Genomic DNA, 17,724 nt, shown 5'->3' with positions numbered 1-17,724 from the left:
GCACTCGACCCATCCGGTTCCAGGTTGTGACACTGGTCGTTCCTCCGCTGATCGCCCTGATCGTCTTATGGGCGTTCGCCGCCGGGCTCACCGGAGTGGACGGCATGCGGCTGCTCCAGATCAACACGCTGGTCAACGCGGTGGCCACCCCGTCCGAGCAGGTGGTCATCCAGCTCCAGCACGAACGGCTGCTCACCATCGCGGGGGGCGCCGTGGACAAGCAGCGCGCCGGCACCGACGCCACGGTCAACGAGTTCCGGCGGCTGGCCGTCGAAGCAGACGTGGACGACAAGCTGCGGGCGCAGCTGACCACCGTCTTCGACCGGCTGGGCGAGCTGCCGGCCATCCGGATCGCGTTCGACCGGGGTGAGCTCACGCCGGTGCGCTTCATCGAGGCGATCAACCAGATCGTGGACGCCACGTTCCGGATGTACGACGCGATGATCCTGGTTCCGGACACGCCGATCTACCAGCAGGCCCGGGCGGTCACCTCACTCGGGCAGGCCAAGGAGCTGCTGGCGCGGGAGCGGGCGCTGATCGTGAGCGGGCTGGATCCGACGGCCAGGCAGGAGTTCACCCAGGCCAGCGCGACCCGGCGGTTCCAGTACGGCAAGGCGCTGGCCGAGTTGGACGCCGAGCTGGCCGCGCCGTACGCGCCGACGCCCGCGCAGGCCGCCTTCCTGGCGCTGGAGGATCAGATCGCCAAGGGCGAGACTCCCGGCGACGCGCGGGCGGTGGTCGACTCCTACTGGGCCGAGGTGGAGCGCAACCAGGTCGCCTCGGTGGACCGGCTGGTGGCTCGGGTCACGCCTGCGGCGATCACGGTGTTGCTGCGGGTGGGGGTGGCCGGAGGGCTGGGGCTGGTGGCCATCGTGCTCACCGTGGTCATCTGTGTGCGGTTCACGCGGCGGTTGACGCGGGAGCTCACCCATCTGCGGACTGCCGCGCTCAATCTGGCCCATGTGCGGCTGCCTCGGGCGGTGGATCAGCTCCAGCAGGGGCAGGAGGTGGACGAGCCCGGCGAGGTGCCCACGCTGCCGGACGCCATCCTGGAGATCGAGCACATCGGGCATGCGCTCAACTCGGTTCAGAGCACCGCGATCGAGGCCGCCGCCGGCCAGGTACGGCTGCGTAAGGGTGTCGGGCTGGTCTTTCTCAATCTGGCGCGGCGGAGTCAGTCGTTGCTGCACAAGCAGCTCACCCAGTTGGACTCGATGGAGCGGGATACCGAGGATCCGGAGACGCTGGAGGATCTGTTCCGGCTGGATCACCTGACCACCCGCATGCGGCGGCACGCCGAGAACCTGATCATCCTCTCCGACGCGGTGCCCGGGCGGGGCTGGCGTAAGCCGGTGCCCATCGTGGACGTCGTCCGGGGCGCGCTGGCCGAGGTGGAGGACTACGGACGGGTGTCCGTGCTGCCCATGCCCTCGGTCTCCCTGTCCGGCTCCGCGGTGGCCGACCTGACCCACCTGATCGCCGAACTCCTGGAGAACGCCACCATCTTCTCCCCGCCCTACACGAAGGTGTACGTCCGTGCCGAGCCCGGCCGTGGCGGCCTGATCGTCGAGGTCGAAGACCGCGGCCTGGGCATGAACGCCGCCGAATTCGCCACCATGAACGAACGCCTCGCGGGCCCCATGGAGTTCGACCTGGCCGACAGCGACCGCCTCGGCCTCTTCGTGGTCGGCCGCCTGGCCCACCGCAACAACATCACCGTCCACCTCCAGCCCTCCCCCTACGGCGGCACCACAGCGGTCGTCCTCATCCCCGAAACCCTCGTAGAACGCCCAGCGGCGGTCGAGGTCTAGAGAAAGGCAGGGGCCTCGCAGGTTGCGAAGCCCCTGGGGGTTCAGACGAGGGCGGGTTCGCGGGGTTCCGGGGCCGGGGTGGGGTCGTCGTCGCCGTGGGAGAGCTGGGGGAGCCAGTCCAGCCAGCGGGGGAGGTACCAGTTCCAGTCGCCGAGGAGTTTCATGGTGGCGGGGAGCAGGATGGCGCGGACGATGGTGGCGTCGATGAGGATGGCGGCGGCCAGGCCGATGCCCATCTGCATGAAGGAGAGCATGGAGAGGGTGGCGAAGACCGCGAAGACGGCCACCATGATGAGGGCGGCGCTGGTGACGACGCCCGCGGTGCTGGTGATGCCGTGGCGGACCGCGTCCTCGGTGCGCATGCCCTTGTCGTAGGCCTCGCGGATGCGGCTCAGGATGAAGACGTGGTAGTCCATCGAGAGGCCGAAGAGGATGACGAAGAGGAAGAGCGGCAGCCAGTCGGTGATGGTTCCGGTGGACTGGAAGCCGAGCAGGCTCTCGCCGTACCCCTTCTGGAAGACCAGCACGAGCACGCCGTAGGCGGCGGCGACGGAGAGCAGGTTGAGCAGGATGGCCTTGATCGCGACCACCACGGAGCGGAAGGACATCAGCAGCAGCAGGAAGGCCAGCAGCAGGACGAAGCCGAAGACCAGCGGCAGCGCGCGGACCATCTGGTCGTTGAAGTCCATGGAGGCGGCCGTGTTGCCGGTCACGTGGGCGCCGGGCAGGGTGGCCGGGATGACCTTGTCGCGCAGGGTGTGTACGGCGTGCTCGGAGACCTCGTCGGAGCCGGTCCCCTTGATGGCGATGTCGAGCCGCGCCACCGTCTTGTCCGGGTTGATGGCCACGTTGAAGGGCTCGTTGGCCTCACCGGTGGCGAACGCCTGCCGCTTGAACTCGGCGATGGCGGCGGTCATCTCCGGCGTGGTCACGTCGGCGGCCTTGACCACCACCACGGCCGGGGCGTTGCCGCCGGGGAAGGCCTTCTCGATCTCCTTGAACGTCTCCGCGATGGCGTAGTCGCCCTGCAGGTCGTCGATCGTGGTGGCGGCCGGCTTGAGCCCGAACGCCGGGATGGCCAGCGCGACCAGCAGCCCCGCTGACACCACGATGGAGACCACCGGCCAGCGCAGCACCGGCCCGAGCACGGCCGCCCAGATGCGGCTCTCGCCGCCGCGCACGCCGAGCACCCGCCGCCATGTCACGCGCCCCCGCGTCGCGACCCGGACGGCCCCGTGCACCACCCGTGCGTCGATCTTGTCCCCGATCAGCGAGAGCAGCGCAGGCAGCACGGTCAGCGAGCCGACCACCGCAGTCAGCACGACCAGGATGGTGCCCTCCGCGAAGCCCATGAAGACGCCGTTGCCGGTCAGGAACATGCCCGCCATCGCGACGATCACGGTGATCCCGGAGACCAGCACCGCCCGCCCCGAGGTGGCCGCGGCGATCTCCACGGCCCGGCGCTTGGAGCGGCCCTTCGCCCGCTCCTCCCGCTCCCGCATGATGTAGAAGAGCGAGTAGTCGACCCCGACGGCCAGTCCGATCAGCAGCATCACGTTGGTGGTGGCGCCGTCCACGTGGAGCAGCTGGCTGGTCAGCGCCAGCAGGCCGGTGGCCGCGAAGATCGCGGTCATCGCCAGCGCGACCGGGATCAGCGCCGCCAGCAGGGCGCCGAACGCGGCCAGCAGGATGCCGATGGTGATCGGCAGCGACAGCTGCTCGGCCCGGACGAAGTCCTCGTCCAGCGCCTGACCGATCAGCTTGTCCGCGCTCGCCCCGCCGGCCTGACCGATGCGCAGGCCGGGGTGGGCCGCCGCGGCCTTCGCCACCGCGTCCAGCACGGGCTGCACCCGCTCCCCGGCGGTGTCGGCCGCACCCTTCATGTCGAACTGCACCAGCGTGCTGCGCTGGTCCTGGCTCACCGGCGCGGGCTCCGCGTCGTACGGCGAGCGCACGTTCTCCACCTGTCCGGTCGCGGTGATCCCGGCGGTGACCGCCTCGACGGCGGACCGGAAGGCCGGGTCGGCGACGGTCAGCGTGTCGCTCCGCACGAGCACGACCTCGCTCGCCACGTCCCGGTACTCGGCCCCGTCCAGGATCTCCCCGGCCACCCGGGAGTCCCCGTTGGCGCTCTCGTAGCCCTTCATCTCCGCCGTCTGAACCACACTGCCGACGAAGGTCGCGACGGCCACGAAAGCCACCCAGATCAGCAGCGCCCACCAGCGGTGCCGGGCGCTCCAGCCCCCGACCGAGGCGGCCAGGTTCCTGCGAACTCTCATTTTTATCTCCCCTTTACGATTCCTCTCTGACGGTAGAAATCGATCAAGGGGAAAACATCCGCCGGAAATGCGATATCAGCAGTACTGCGGGCGGCGTAGGCGCTCGTTCTTTAGATCTAGGGGTAAACCCGAGTGGCGGAGTGAGGGATACCCCCGGTTACCCTCGTGAACGTGATCCCCGCAGAGGAGTTCTACGCCGGTCTGCATCGTGTGATCCCCGCGTCCGGGGCTTACATCACCGACCCGGAGGACCGGGTTCTGCTGGTCAAACCCAACTACCGGGACCACTGGGGGTGGCCGGGCGGGCACGTCGACGAGGGCGAGTCCCCCGAGGTGGGGTGCGCCAGGGAGGTCAGGGAGGAACTCGGTCTTGACCTGCCGGTGGGCCCCCTGCTCACCGTGCACTGGGTGCCCCCGCTGGTGGACCGGCCGTACGCGCTGGTCCACTTCCTCTTCGACTGCGGCACCCTCCCCGGCGGGGAGGGGGTGCGGTTGCAGGAGGAGGAGCTCGACGACTTCGGGTTCTTCACGCCCGCCGAGGCGAAGCCGCTGCTCCCGCCGTACCTGCACGAGCGGCTGACCGCCGCGGCGTGGGCGCGGCGGACCGCCTGTTGTACCTACCTGCCGCCGTTCACAGGACCTGAAGCAGCCCGGAGTTCTTGACCGAGGCCGGTTCCGGGAAGCTCGCCACCCGCTTGAGCGTGCGGCTCAGCACCACGATGGTGTGGTGGCTCTTGCCCTTGACCCGGACCGCCAGGCGGCCGTCGCGCAGGTAGATCGCGCCGATCAGGGCGCCGGCGACCGGGACGGTGACCTTGGCCCCGGTGAGGGTGTCCACGATGGTCGGCGGGAACCAGGTGGGCCAGCCGCCGTCGCCGCCGGGGTCGCTGGGCTTGATGGTGTGGACGATCACCTTCCGGCCGTCCGGGGAGAGACTCTGCACGTGGTTGGCGAGCTTGATCCCGGCGGACTTGCGGGACTTGCCGGTGACCAGGTCGAGCAGGTACACGCCCTGGGTGGTGCCCGCGTACCCGGCCAGGTACCGGCCGTTCGCCGACCAGGCCAGGTGGCAGACGCCGTAGGTGCGGCCGGCCTGCTTGCGTCCGGTGCCGTCGGCGTTGACCACCACGATGGCGGCCGAGCCCTCGGTGCCCATGAGCGGGTACGCGACGCGCTTGGAGTCGGCCGACCAGACCGGGGTGGCGCAGGGCGCCCCGGCGACGGCGCCGGTGCCGATCACCTTGTCGGTGCCGCCGACGGTGACGTGCACCTTGCCGTCCAGGTCGATCCAGGCCACCTTGCGGCCGTCCGGGGCGGCGGAGAACTGGCTGAGACCGCCGACCTTGGTCTTGGTGAAACCCTGACCGGCCAGGTACCGGTAGACGGTGGCCGTGTCGGTGTAGCGGTAGAACACGGCGCCCTTGACGCCGGCCGCCTGCGCCGCCGTGGTGGGGAGCAGGAGTGTGGCCGCCAGCGCGGTCACGGTCAGGATGCGTAGTCTCACCCGACCCATACTCCCGGACTCCCGACTCCAGACCACCCACCCACTTTGGCCTCAAAAATCACGATAAGGATACGATTGTCGTCGTGACGGGGGAGCGGAAGGCGCTGATCTTCTGGCTGGCGGCTGTGGCCGGTTATGCGGTGGCCGTCTTCCAGCGGCAGTCCTTAGGCGTCACCGGCCTGGACGCCGCCGCCCGGTTCGCGCTCGGGGCCACCGGCCTGTCCGCGCTGGCCATGCTCCAGCTCCTGGTGTACGCGGCCATGCAGGTGCCGGTCGGCATCCTGGTGGACCGCTTCGGCTCCAAGCGCATGCTGCTGGCCGGTGCCCTGATCATGGGGTGGGGGCAGGTCATGTTCGCCGTCTCCACCGGCGCGCTGGGCGCCGCCGCCGCCCGGGTGCTGGTCGGCTGCGGCGACGCGATGACCTTCATCAGCGTGATCCGCATGATCAACCTGTCCTTCTCGCCGCGCCGCAACCCGCTGATGGTGCAGCTCACCGGCCTGCTCGGGGCGATCGGCGGGATCGCCGCCGCGGTGCCGCTGATCACCGCCCTGCACGCCTATGGCTGGACCCCCACCTTTCTCGGCGCGGCGGGCCTGAGCGGGCTCGCCCTGCTGGTGGTGCTGGTCGCGCTGCGCGAGTCCCGCCCCGGCCCGGCCACCGCGAACCGGGCGTTACGGGCGGCCTGGGCGGAGCCGGGCACCCGCCTGGGCATGTGGACCCATGCGGCCACCCAGTCGTCCGGAGCGGCGTTCGCCCTGCTCTGGGGGTATCCGTTCCTCGTCACCGACCAAGGGCTGAGCCCGCGGGCGGCGGGGGCGGCGCTGACCGCGCTCACCGTGCTCTCCCTGGCCTACAACCCGCTCTTCGGCTGGATCGCCGGGCGTTTCCCGTTCCGGCGCTCGTGGATGGTGCTGGGCATCGTCGGGAGCACGGCGACGGCCTGGACCGCCGTGCTGATCTGGCCGGGGCCCGCGCCCGGCTGGCTGCTGGCGGTGTTCCTGGCGGTGCTGGCGGCCAACGGGCCGGGGTCGGTGATCGGGTTCGACTTCGCCAGGACCTTCAACCCGGCCGAGCGCATCGGGGTGGCCACCGGGATCGTCAACGGCGGCGGTTTCCTGGCCACGGTGTCCCTGCTCGGCCTGATCGGGGTCGGCCTGGACCTGCACGGGGACTTCCGGTGGGCGCTGGCGGTGCAGTACCCGATCTGGGGGCTCGCCGTGGCCCAGGTGCTCCGGTACCGGACCAGAGCCCGGCTCAGGGCGCGGCTCGCCGAGGCGACGGCGTGAACGGCTCGGGCAGGTGGCCGGTGGCCAGCGTGCCCGCCCGGTCCAGTACGGCATGCCTGGTCTTGGTGGCCAGTTCCCGGTCCTCGTCCCACAGGTAGCCGATCGACGGGTCGGCCAGCTGGACGGCATGGAGCAGCACGTCGCCGGAGATGATCAGATCCCCCACCTCCACCACCTGGTGGCCGGGGGTGTGCCCGGGGGCGAGCGCCACTTTCACGCCCGGCAGCAGCTCGACCTTGCCGTGCACCATCTGCAACTGGTCCCCCAGCGGACGGATCACCCGGTCCCGGACCAGCCCGCTGCCCTGCCAGTCCAGTTCGGCCTGCTGGATCACGTACCGGGCGTTGGGGAAGGCGGGCTCGCCGTTCTGGACGGCGCCGCTGGCGTGGTCGCTGTGCAGGTGGGTGAGGACCACGATGTCCACATCGTCCGGGCCCAGCCCGGCTGTGGCGAGTTCCCCGATCAGTTTCCCCGGCACCGGAGCCCACGCCGAGGCCGGGGACTCAACGCCCCCGATCCCCGTGTCCACCAGCACGGTTCCCCCCGGAGCCCGCAGCAGGTGGCAGTGGAAGTGGAGGACCCACTCTTCGTCCTCGGCGAACTCGCCGCCCGGGAAGAGCTCGGGCAGCGGCCGCCGGATCGCCTCGCCCATCGGGCCGACTCCGTCGCAGAGCGGCACAACCTCGACTCCGGCGAACATTCTCGACTCGTACGGCATCTCCGCACTGTACTGGGTGCGGAGGCGGGGGTCAGCGGCCGACGCGGGCGAGGCGGGTGACGTGGAAGTCCACGTCGAGGTCGGCGGCGTAGACGGCGCGCCGGCAGCGGGCGCAACGGTAGACGACGGGGCCCTCGTCGAGGGTGGTGTGACAGCGCGGGCAGACGCGGGAGTGCTTCGACATTTCCCTTCTCCTTTTCTCAGCCCCCTCATTGCACCTCCGGTGGCTTGCAGCCGACTTGTCGTCGCCTTGGCGATACTGGCTGACGTGCTTGGCGATGTGTTGCGACTGCTGGCCTGCCCGGTGTGCCGGGGACCGCTCTCTCCGCTGCCCACGGCGGTGCGCTGTGAGCGGGGCCACAGCTTCGACGTGGCCAGGCAGGGCTATGTGAACTTCCTGACGGGCAGCCCCGGCACCGCCGACACGCCCGCCATGGTGGCCGCCAGGGACGACTTCCTCGGCGCGGGCCACTTCCGGCCGATCGCGGAGCAAATCGCCGCGCACTGCGCCGGAGCCGAGGTCATCGGGGACGCCGGGGCGGGCACCGGGCACTACCTGGCCGCCGCACTCGGACCGCAGGCCGTCGGCCTGGCCATGGACATCTCCAAGCACGCGATCAGGCGCGCCGCCCGGGCCCACCCCCGGATCGGGGCCGTGGTGGCCGACGTGTGGCGGCCGCTGCCCGTCCGGGACGGGGTGCTCGACGTGCTGCTCAACGTGTTCGCGCCGCGGAACGCCGCCGAATTCGCCCGGGTGCTGCGGCCGGAGGGCAGGCTCCTGGTGGTCACCCCCGCTCCGGGGCATCTTTCGCTTCTGGTCGAACGGCTGGGCCTGCTCACCGTGGACAGTGACAAGGAACGCCGCTTGACGGCCGCGTTGGGCGGCCATTTCGCCCAAGTCGGACGCGAGGAGGTGACCTTCGAGCTCAGCCTCGACAGGTCGGGGGTGGCGGCCGTGACCGGGATGGGTCCCAGCGCCTGGCACCTGGATCAGGAAACGTTCACCGAACGGGCCGCCGCCCTTCCGGAACGGGTCACGGTGGGCGTTGCCGTGCTGATCACAAGTTGGAAAAGAGCCACCTGAGTCCCTAGTGACCGGAGAGAGTTTTCGCCGTAAATTGCGCACTAACATCCCCTATTTACAGGCCGCTCTGGAATCCGACGCGACATACTTGACGGCGGACCCCGGGAGGAAAACCGATGAAGGCCGAGGAACGCTGGCAGGCCAGGTTCCGCGCCCCACGAATGACGCTGCCCGTCTGGGCGCGTCAGGCTCCGCACCACGCGGTGTACCGCTGCAACACCTCCGGCACCTGGGAGGTCTACGCCTGGGACCGGGCCACCGGTCACACCCGCCAGGTCACCGACCGCCCCAACGGGACCGCGCACGGAGACGTCGACCCGACCGGCCAGTGGATCTGGTGGTTCGCCGACACCGACGGCGACGAGTACGGCGTCTGGATCCGGCAGCGCTTCCAGGGCGGCCCCGCACAACCGGTCAGCGTCGCGCCCGGCTACCCCTGCGGCCTGGCGCTGGCCGCCAACGGCACGGCGGCGGTCGGCCGCGCCTGCCGCAACGGCTTCGAGGTCCTGCTGGTCAACGGCGCCGACCGCCCGACGCTGATCTACAGCCACGACGAGTACGCCTCGGTGGCCGGCATCTCGCTGGACGGCTCGCTGATCGCGATCAACCACAGCGAGGACGGCGACTCCAGGCACCCCTCGCTCCGGGTGCTGCGGGCCAACGGCGCGGTCGTCGGCGACCTGCGCGACGGCAACGGCAAGGGCGTCACCGGCATCAGGTTCGCCCCCGTGCTCGGCGACCGGCGGCTGCTGGTGCTGCACGAGCGGCGCGGCCGGCACGAGCCGCTGGTCTGGGACCCGCTCACCGGCGAGCAGCGCGAGATCTACCTGCGGGTGCCCGGCGAGGTCACCGCCGACTGGTACGACGACGGCCGCTCCCTGCTCATCATGCACAACCACCGGGGCCGCACCGAACTGCTCAAGTACGACCTGACCGGCGGCGCGATGACCCCCATCGACACCCCGCACGGCGTGATCGACGCCGCCGCGCCCCGACCGGACGGCACCGTGGAGTACTCCTGGTCCAGCGCCGCCCAGGCCCCGGTGATCCGATCGAGCAACGGCCACGTGGTGATGAACCCCGGCCCCACCGCGCCGCCCTCGGTGCCGCTGGAGGACCTCGATGTGGACGGCCCAGGCGGGCGCATCCACGCCCTGGTCTCCCGGCCGATCGGCACGCCCGCGCCGTACCCGACGGTCTTCCTGCTGCACGGCGGGCCGTCCGCGCAGGACGACGACTCCTTCCAGCCGCACGTGGCCGCCTGGGTGGACAGCGGCTTCGCGGTGATCCGGATCAACTACCGCGGCTCGTCCGGGTACGGCTCCGCCTGGCGGGACGCCCTGCACGGCGACGTGGGCCACATCGAGCTGGCCGACGTGACCGCCGTACGCGACTGGGTGGTGAACCGGGGCATCGCCGACCCGGAACGGCTGGTGCTGGCCGGCAGCTCCTGGGGCGGCTTCCTGACCCTGCTCGGCCTGGGCACCCAGCCCAAGGCGTGGACGGCCGGGATCGCCGCCGTCCCCATCGCCGACCACACGGCCGCCTACGAGGACGAGGCGGAGGGCCTGCGCGCCTACCACCGCGCGCTGATCGGCGGCTCCCCCGCGGAGCTGCCCGAGCGGTACACGGCCTCCTCCCCCATCACCTACGCCGACATGGTGCAGGCCCCGGTGCTGGTACTGGCCGGGGAGAACGACCCGCGCTGCCCGATCCGCCAGATCGAGAACTACCTGGAAGCCCTGACCAGCGAGTACCACGTCTACCGCTACGACGCCGGCCACGCCTCCCGGGTGGTCGAGGAGCGCATCCGCCAGATGCGCACCCAGATCGACTTCGCCAACCGGATGCTGGCCCACCCTGACTAATGGGAAACCTGCTCATCAGCCTGCCACCCTAGTGTCGTGCCAGGTCAGGACCGTAGTGGCAGTCCATTTAGCCACTTTCCCATTAGTAGGGCGCGCGCAGCACCAGGATGGCCAGGTCGTCGGCGCTCGGTTCGGTCGCGAAGTCCTGCACGGCCCGGCGGATGCGCTCGGCGACGCCGCGCGCCGACAGGTCCACGCATTCGGCCAGCAGCTTGGCCAGCCCGCCGTCGTCGTCCAGCAGCCGGGATCCCGAGCGGCGCTCGGTCACCCCGTCGGTGACCCCGAGCAGCACGTCCCCCGGGTCCAGGTGGACCGTCTCGGCCACGAACTCGGCCTCGGGGAAGATGCCGAGCAGCGACTGCGGGGTGGTCACCGGGTGCACCACGCCGCTCGGGCGCAGCCGCAGCGGTTCGGGGTGGCCGGCCGAGAGCAGCTTGATGTCCAGCCCCCGCCCGGCCAGGGTGATCTCGCCGTGCAGCAGGGTGAGGAACCGGGCCCGTTCCCCCTCCTCCAGGATGGCCTGGTTGAGGCGGCCGACCACGGCGGCCACGCCGTACCCTTCGCGGGCCAGCAGGCGGAGGGTGTGGCGGGCGAGGCCGGTGACGGCGGCGGCCTCGGGGCCGGTGCCGCAGACGTCGCCGATGGCGAACCGCCAGACCCCGTCGGCGATCGGGAACAGGTCGTAGAAGTCGCCGCCGACCTCGTTGGTCTCCCCGGCCGGCTCGTAGATCACGTACGAGTCCAGACCGGGCGTCTCCGGCTCCTCCGGGGGCAGCAGGCTGCGTTGCAGGGCCAGGTTGGCCGCCGCCTGCTGGGCGTACAGGCGGGCGTTGTCCATGGCCAGCGCGGCCCGGCGGGCGAGGTCCTCGGCCAGTTGCATGGCCTCGTCGGGGAAGCGGTCGGGACGGCCCAGGCACATCACCCCCAGCCGCCGCCCGCGCGCGGTGAGCGGGAAACCGAGCGCCTGCCAGCCGGGCACGGCCAGCACGGCAGGGCCCTGAATGTCGGCGGCGGGCAGGGCCAGCTCGGCCAGCTGCTCGCGGAGCAGGTCCCCGGCCTCCTCGTCGGCGTGCCAGAGGTAGGCGGGATGGAGCGGCCCGCCGCTCAGCTCGGCGGTGTAGACGGCGCACCAGGAGGCCAGCCGGGGCACCACGATCTGGGCGATGATGGCGGGCACCATGTCGGGGTTGAGCGTCCCCGCCAGCAGGTCGCTGGCATCGGCCAGGAAGCCCAGCCAGCCGGGCCCGGGCGACTGCCGGACGGGCTCAGGCGCGGGGAACGCCTCCTCCTCGGCGCGCCCGGCGCCGGGCAGCTCCAGGCGGGCCCACCGGACCTGCTCCTCGGCGGTGGAGGTCATGCCCCAGGCGGCGGCGCCGATGTCCGGGTGCTCCCCCGTCTCCTTCAGCTCGATCTGCACGGCGTCGCCGTGGTGCACCCAGCGCACTTCGAACAGTTCGGCGGTGACCCCCTCGACCAGCCGCTGGGCCAGGAGTTCCGCGTCCCGGCGCAGGGGCAGCGCGGCCCAGGCGGTCATCACCTCCCGGGTGAACCGCCGAACGGCGGGCATGGCCGAGTCCCCGGCGGCGAAGGACGCGGCCAGGACGGCCCGTGGGTTAGTGGTCACGGCTGGGTACCTACCACACTTCGAGCTGACATACCGTCAAACAACGGCGAGTACGACTCCTACGCAACGTGACAGACTGACCTTAACCCGTGTGGTGTGAGGAGGTCCCATGACACGCACCGACGCCGTGGCGCCCGAGCTGGAACGACGGTACTCAGAGGCCGACCTGCGGCCGTTGCTCGAGACGCTGACGACCTGGCGTGACGGTGACTTCCGCGGGCGGGTGCCGTACGCGCCACCGGGGATTCTGAGTGAGATCCGGCTGCTCCTCAACGAGGTGGCCGACCGGCGGGAACATCTCGCCAACGAGCTGGTCCGGGTGCGCCGCGAGGTGGTGAAGGAAGGCCGGTTCAGCGAGCGCCTCACGCCCGGGCCCGGGGTGGGCTCCTGGGCGGAGAGTGTGGCGTCGGTGAACGACCTGGTCGACGCCCTGGTGACGCCGGTCACCGGCGCGGCCGACGTGATCGACGCGGTGGCCAAGGGCGACCTGTCCCAGCGCATCGACCTGGACCGGACGGCCCGCGGCGAGGTGCGGCGGCTGGGTAAAGCCATCAACGGCATGGTGGACCAGCTTGCCCTGTTCACCTCCGAGGTGACCCGGGTGGCCAGGGACGTGGGCGAGGAGGGCCGGCTGGGCGGCCGGGCCAACCTGCGCGGCATGTCCGGGTCCTGGCGGGACCTCACCGAGGCCGTGAACACCATGTCCGGCCGTATCTCCGCGCAGGTCAGGGACATCGCGGTGGTGACCACGGCGGTGGCCAAGGGCGACCTGTCGCGGAAGGTCACCGTGGACGCGGTGGGCGAGATGTTCGAACTGAAGAACACCGTGAACACGATGGTGGACCAGCTGTCGGCGTTCGCCGAGGAGGTCACCCGGGTGGCCCGCGAGGTCGGCACCGAGGGCCAGCTGGGCGGTCAGGCCCAGGTACGCGGCGTGTCGGGCGTCTGGAAGGACCTCACCGACAACGTCAACTTCATGGCCAACAACCTGACCTCCCAGGTCCGCCAGATCGCCGCCGTCTCCACCGCCGTCGCCCAGGGCAACCTGTCCAAGAAGATCACCGTGGACGCCCAGGGCGAGATCCTGGAGCTGAAGGACACCCTCAACACGATGGTGGACCAGCTGTCGGCCTTCGCCGACGAGGTCACCCGGGTGGCCCGCGAGGTCGGCACCGAAGGCCGGCTCGGCGGCCGGGCCGAGGTGAAGGGCGTCTCCGGGGTCTGGAAGGACCTCACCGACAACGTCAACTCGATGGCGAAGAACCTGACCTACCAGGTCCGCAACATCGCCCAGGTCACCACCGCGGTGGCCAACGGCGACCTGACCCGCAAGATCGACGTGGACGCCCAGGGCGAGATCCTGGAGCTCAAGTCCACGATGAACACGATGGTGGACCAGCTCTCCTCGTTCGCCGACGAGGTCACCCGAGTGGCCCGCGAGGTCGGCACCGAGGGCCGCCTCGGCGGTCAGGCCCAGGTACGCGGCGTGTCGGGCGTCTGGAAGGACCTCACCGACAACGTCAACTTCATGGCCAACAACCTGACCTCCCAGGTCCGCCAGATCGCCGCCGTCTCCACGGCCGTCGCCCTGGGCAACCTGTCCAAGAAGATCACCGTCGACGCGCAGGGCGAGATCCTCCAGCTGAAGGACACCATGAACACGATGGTGGACCAGCTGTCGGCCTTCGCCGACGAGGTCACCCGGGTGGCCCGCGAGGTCGGCACCGAGGGCCGCCTGGGCGGTCAGGCCCGGGTGCCCGGCGTGTCGGGCGTCTGGAAGGACCTCACCGACAACGTCAACTCGATGGCCACCAACCTGACCTACCAGGTCCGCAACATCGGCGAGGTCACCACCGCGGTGGCCAACGGCGACCTGACCCGCAAGATCGACGTGGACGCCCAGGGCGAGATCCTGGTACTCAAGACCACCATCAACACCATGGTGGACCAGCTCTCCTCGTTCGCCTCCGAGGTGACCCGGGTGGCCCGCGAGGTCGGCTCGGAGGGCCAGCTGGGCGGGCAGGCCCGGGTGGAGGGCGTGGAGGGCACCTGGAAGCGGCTCACCGAGAGCGTCAACGAGCTGGCCGGGAACCTCACCACGCAGGTGCGCGCCATCGCCGAGGTGACCAGCGCGGTCGCCCGCGGCGACCTGACCAGGTCCATCACGGTGGACGCCCCCGGCGAGATCGCCCAGCTGAAGGACAACATCAACACGATGGTCGCCACCCTGGTGGAGACCACCAAGGCCAACCAGGAGCAGGACTGGCTCAAGTCCAACCTGGCCAGGATCTCCCGGCTGATGCAGGGCCACCGCGACCTGATCGAGGTGACCCGCCTGATCATGAGCGAGCTCACCCCGCTGGTCTCGGCCAGCCACGGCGCCTGCTACCTGGTGGTGGACGGCGAGCTCACGCTGATGGCCGGGTACGGCATCCAGCCGGGCTCGGCCCCCCGGCAGCGCTTCGCGCTCGGTCAGGGCATCGTCGGCCAGGCCGCGCTGGAGACCCAGACGATCATCCTGGAGAACGTGCCGGCCGAGTACATCACCATCGAGACCGGCCTGAGCAAGGCCAGCCCCGCGCAGATCGCGGTGGTGCCCATCCTGTTCGAGAGCCAGGTCCTTGGCGTGCTGGAGATGGCCTCCTTCAACCAGTTCAGCGAGGTCCACCTGGACTTCCTGTCCCAGCTGGTGGAGACCATCGGGGTCACCATCAACACGATCATCGCCAACTCGCGCACCGAGGACCTGCTGAAGGAGTCCCAGCGCCTGGCCACCGAGCTCCAGGAGCGCTCCGACGAGCTCCAGCGGCAGCAGGAGGAGCTGCGCAGGTCCAACGCCGAACTGGAGGACAAGGCGGCGCTGCTGGCCAAGCAGAACCGGGCCATCGAGATCCAGAACTTCCAGATCGAGCAGGCCAGGCGCACCCTGGAGGAGCGGGCCGAGCAGCTGGCCGTCTCCAGCCGGTACAAGTCCGAGTTCCTCGCCAACATGTCGCACGAGCTGCGCACTCCGCTGAACAGCCTGCTGGTGCTGGCCAAGCTGCTCACCGAGAACGCCGAGGGCAACCTGACCGCGCAGCAGGTGGAGTTCGCCCGCACCATCCACGGCGCCGGGTCCGCGCTGCTCCAGCTGATCAACGACATCCTGGACCTGTCCAAGGTGGAGGCCGGGCGTATGGACATCCACCCGCAGCAGCTCTCGCTGCCCAAGCTGGTGGACTACATGGAGGCCACGTTCGCGCCGCTGGCCCAGGACAAGGGCCTCAACTTCAGCGTCGAGGTGGGCCCGAACGTGCCCGGCGAACTCCGCACCGACGAGCAGCGCATGCAGCAGGTGCTCCGCAACCTGCTCTCCAACGCGGTCAAGTTCACCCCGAAGGGCAAGGTCAGCCTCCAGGTCTCCCGGGCGCCCAGCACGGTCGCGTACGTGGACGAGACGCTCAAGGGCAACGACCAGGTGCTGGCCTTCGCGGTGGTGGACACCGGCATCGGCATCGCGCCGGACAAGCTCGACGTGATCTTCGAGGCGTTCCGCCAGGCCGACGGCACCACCAGCCGCAAGTACGGCGGCACCGGCCTCGGCCTGTCCATCTGCCGGGAGATCGCCCGCCTGCTGGGCGGGGAGATCCACGTGGACAGCGTGCCGGGCGAGGGCAGCACCTTCACCCTCTACCTGCCGGTCTCCTACCTGGGGCCGCTGGCCGCCAGGGACGGCGGGGCCGCCACCCTGGCCGCCCTCGGCCAGGAGCGGCGGGAGCGCGTGCGCCAGGCCGACACCGCCGACGTGCTGCCGGAGATCCCGCTGCCCACCGACCTTCCCGCGCCGCAGCAGCTGCCGGACGTGGACGGCCGCACCTGGCAGGGCGAGGACCCGCTGACCGGCGCCAAGATCCTGATCGTGGACGACGACATCAGGAACGTGTTCGCCCTCACCAGCGTGCTGGAGCGGCACGGCGCGGTGGTCGTCTACGGGGAGAACGGCCGGGAGGGCATCGAGCAGCTGGAACGGAACGAGGACGTGGCGCTGGTCCTGATGGACATCATGATGCCGGAGATGGACGGCTGGGCCACCACCTCGGCCATCCGGCGCATGCCGCAGTTCGCCGATTTGCCGATCATCGCGCTCACCGCCAAGGTGATGCGCGGCGACCGGGAGAAGAGCATCGCCTCCGGCGCCTCCGACTACGTGCCGAAGCCGGTGGACGTGGACCGGCTGCTGGAGCGCCTGCGTGGCTGGCTGCTCCGTGGCAGGGTGGGAACCACCAGCAGGGAAGGGAACTGATCGATGCCGGACCGCGCGAAAATCCTCATGGTCGACGACCGTGAGGAGAACCTGATCGCGTTGGAGGCGATTCTCAGCTCGCTTGACCTGGTCCCCGTCCGCGCCCGGTCGGGCGAGGAGGCGCTGAAGGCCCTGCTCGGCACCGAGTTCGCGCTGATCCTGCTGGACGTGCGCATGCCGGGCATGGACGGCTTCGAGACGGCGGCCCACATCAAGCGCCGGGAGCGCACCCGGAACATCCCGATCATCTTCCTCACCGTGGTGGACAGCGCGCCCGACTACGCCTTCCGCGGGTACGCGGCGGGCGCGGTCGACTACCTCACCAAACCGTTCGACCCGTGGGTGCTCCGGGCCAAGGTGGCGGTCTTCGTGGAGCTCTACCAGATGAACCAGCGCCTGACCGAGCAGGCGGCGCTGCTCCGCGAGCGGCTGGCGGCCGAACTCCCCAGCGGCGAGGCCGACCAGCCGGCCGTACTGCCCGAACTGTCCCGCCGGCTCACCGCCGCCGAGGACGAGCTGAACCGGGTGATGGAGCTGTCCCGCAAGAGCGACGGCACGCTGTCCGGGCCGCTGGCCGACCTCGGGCGACGGCTGGCCCACCTGAGGGCGGGCTTCGACGCCCTCGTTTAGCGGCGGGCACGCTCCAGAGCGTCCCAGAAGCCGCGCCGCAGCGCGTGCCGCACCTCGTCGTGGAGCAGGAAGTCGATCGGCAGCGAGGAACCCTGGAGCAGCCGGGCCTCCAGGTCGGAAGGCATCCGGGGCTTGCGGGCCAGCACGGCCTCCAGCCAGAGCGCGGGCGCGTCCCTGGCGATCGAGTCGCCGAAGTCGTGGCCTTCCTTGTGGGCGGCCTTGACCGCCTCGGCCAGCGTGGTGGTGCCGCCCACCGGGTGGGCGGGCACGGGCGCCGCCTGCGGCCCGGTGTAGGGGCCGAGCTGGGCGGCCGGGAAGCTGCCCGTGTTGCTCTCCCGGTACGGCGTGACCGCGTTGCCCGGCGGCAGCGCGTGGCTGCCGGTGTTGCCCTCCCGGTAGACCGGGATGTTGCCGGTGAGGCTCTCGCCCCGGTACTGGGGCATGTTCCCGGTCCCGCCGGGCTCCCCTCGGTACGGCGTGACGCTGGTGCCGGGGGTGGAGGAGCTGTACTGGGGCGTCGGAGCCGGTTGCGGGACCGGCTGCGGGGGCGGCGGCGGTGACTGCGGGGGTGGCTGCGGCGCGGGGGGCACGGGGGACACCGGGGGCGGGGGGGCGGCCTGCGGCTCCGGGGGGTA

At 70.8% G+C, this 17,724-nt stretch carries 12 protein-coding genes and 1 pseudogene; 7 read left to right on the top strand and 6 right to left on the bottom strand.

All coding sequences use genetic code 11. The features are described from left to right. Positions 1–26: 26 nt before the first annotated feature. Entirely contained in the window at positions 27–1,811 is a 1,785-nt protein-coding gene (locus tag KIP79_RS31915; RefSeq protein WP_214108674.1) for a sensor histidine kinase, read from the top strand. Positions 1,812–1,852: 41 nt separating this feature from the next. On the opposite strand, the gene KIP79_RS31910 is transcribed toward KIP79_RS31915, so the two are convergent. Next, on the bottom strand, positions 1,853–4,090 hold the full coding sequence (locus tag KIP79_RS31910; protein ID WP_214108673.1) for an MMPL family transporter: 2,238 nt from the start codon (positions 4,088–4,090) through the stop codon (positions 1,853–1,855). Between the two features lie 171 nt (positions 4,091–4,261). Between KIP79_RS31910 and KIP79_RS31905 the strand changes: the two genes are divergently transcribed. Further along, the gene (locus KIP79_RS31905; protein ID WP_214108672.1) at positions 4,262–4,753 is read left to right on the top strand and encodes an NUDIX domain-containing protein; all 492 of its coding nucleotides are present in this window, start codon (positions 4,262–4,264) and stop codon (positions 4,751–4,753) included. Here the strand turns inward: KIP79_RS31905 and KIP79_RS31900 are convergent. Then, the gene (locus KIP79_RS31900) at positions 4,722–5,594 is read right to left on the bottom strand and encodes a TolB family protein (RefSeq protein WP_214108671.1); all 873 of its coding nucleotides are present in this window, start codon (positions 5,592–5,594) and stop codon (positions 4,722–4,724) included. The two genes, KIP79_RS31905 and KIP79_RS31900, sit on opposite strands and share 32 nt — an antisense overlap. 83 nt (positions 5,595–5,677) lie before the next feature. Between KIP79_RS31900 and KIP79_RS31895 the strand changes: the two genes are divergently transcribed. Continuing rightward, positions 5,678–6,883 (top strand): MFS transporter, encoded by a 1,206-nt coding sequence (locus KIP79_RS31895; protein ID WP_308169994.1) that lies wholly within the window; start codon positions 5,678–5,680, stop codon positions 6,881–6,883. Here KIP79_RS31895 and KIP79_RS31890 read toward each other — a convergent pair. Together KIP79_RS31890 and KIP79_RS31885 are read right to left on the bottom strand one after the other, a co-directional pair. Continuing rightward, the gene (locus tag KIP79_RS31890) at positions 6,852–7,601 is read right to left on the bottom strand and encodes an MBL fold metallo-hydrolase (RefSeq protein ID WP_250214163.1); all 750 of its coding nucleotides are present in this window, start codon (positions 7,599–7,601) and stop codon (positions 6,852–6,854) included. The genes KIP79_RS31895 and KIP79_RS31890 overlap by 32 nt on opposite strands. Positions 7,602–7,632: 31 nt before the next feature. Then, positions 7,633–7,785: a hypothetical protein gene (locus KIP79_RS31885; protein WP_214108670.1), complete on the bottom strand. Its 153-nt coding sequence runs from the start codon at positions 7,783–7,785 to the stop codon at positions 7,633–7,635. A gap of 84 nt (positions 7,786–7,869) precedes the next feature. On the opposite strand from KIP79_RS31885, the gene KIP79_RS31880 reads away from it, so the two are divergent. Together KIP79_RS31880 and KIP79_RS31875 are read left to right on the top strand one after the other, a co-directional pair. Next, positions 7,870–8,685 carry a putative RNA methyltransferase gene (locus KIP79_RS31880; RefSeq protein WP_214108669.1) on the top strand — a complete coding sequence of 272 codons (816 nt, stop codon included), beginning with the start codon at positions 7,870–7,872 and terminating at the stop codon, positions 8,683–8,685. 116 nt (positions 8,686–8,801) lie between these two features. Continuing rightward, positions 8,802–10,553 carry a S9 family peptidase gene (locus tag KIP79_RS31875; protein ID WP_214108668.1) on the top strand — a complete coding sequence of 584 codons (1,752 nt, stop codon included), beginning with the start codon at positions 8,802–8,804 and terminating at the stop codon, positions 10,551–10,553. Between the two features lie 82 nt (positions 10,554–10,635). On the opposite strand, the gene KIP79_RS31870 is transcribed toward KIP79_RS31875, so the two are convergent. Continuing rightward, positions 10,636–12,177 (bottom strand): PP2C family protein-serine/threonine phosphatase, encoded by a 1,542-nt coding sequence (locus KIP79_RS31870; protein WP_308169993.1) that lies wholly within the window; start codon positions 12,175–12,177, stop codon positions 10,636–10,638. Positions 12,178–12,286: 109 nt separating this feature from the next. Here KIP79_RS31870 and KIP79_RS31865 point away from each other — a divergent pair, with 109 nt between their 5' ends. Beyond that, positions 12,287–16,459: a HAMP domain-containing protein gene (locus tag KIP79_RS31865; protein ID WP_214108667.1), complete on the top strand. Its 4,173-nt coding sequence runs from the start codon at positions 12,287–12,289 to the stop codon at positions 16,457–16,459. A 3-nt stretch (positions 16,460–16,462) separates the two neighbouring features. Further along, positions 16,463–17,089, top strand: a complete 627-nt coding sequence (locus tag KIP79_RS31860) for a response regulator (RefSeq protein WP_214108666.1) — start codon at positions 16,463–16,465, stop codon at positions 17,087–17,089. Here the strand turns inward: KIP79_RS31860 and KIP79_RS47610 are convergent. Next, positions 17,086–17,724 (bottom strand): annotated as a pseudogene (locus KIP79_RS47610) (NYN domain-containing protein); the annotation flags it as partial. The gene KIP79_RS31860 and the pseudogene KIP79_RS47610 overlap by 4 nt on opposite strands.

Origin of the sequence: Acrocarpospora catenulata, assembly GCF_018476525.1 — a bacterium.
Classification (GTDB): Bacteria; Actinomycetota; Actinomycetes; order Streptosporangiales; family Streptosporangiaceae; genus Acrocarpospora; species Acrocarpospora catenulata.
Note: the sequence above shows the minus strand (reverse complement) of the source record. Positions and strands in the feature narration are given on the sequence as shown.

What these genes read in the sequence shown, in the direction of transcription:
- KIP79_RS31910 (WP_214108673.1), bottom strand. Translation starts at nt 4,090, where the DNA reads ATGAGAGTTCGCAGGAACCTGGCCGCCTCGGTCGGGGGCTGGAGCGCC.
- KIP79_RS31890 (WP_250214163.1), bottom strand. Translation starts at nt 7,601, where the DNA reads ATGCCGTACGAGTCGAGAATGTTCGCCGGAGTCGAGGTTGTGCCGCTC.
- KIP79_RS31885 (WP_214108670.1), bottom strand. Translation starts at nt 7,785, where the DNA reads ATGTCGAAGCACTCCCGCGTCTGCCCGCGCTGTCACACCACCCTCGAC.
- KIP79_RS31875 (WP_214108668.1), top strand. Translation starts at nt 8,802, where the DNA reads ATGAAGGCCGAGGAACGCTGGCAGGCCAGGTTCCGCGCCCCACGAATG.
- KIP79_RS31865 (WP_214108667.1), top strand. Translation starts at nt 12,287, where the DNA reads ATGACACGCACCGACGCCGTGGCGCCCGAGCTGGAACGACGGTACTCA.
- KIP79_RS31860 (WP_214108666.1), top strand. Translation starts at nt 16,463, where the DNA reads ATGCCGGACCGCGCGAAAATCCTCATGGTCGACGACCGTGAGGAGAAC.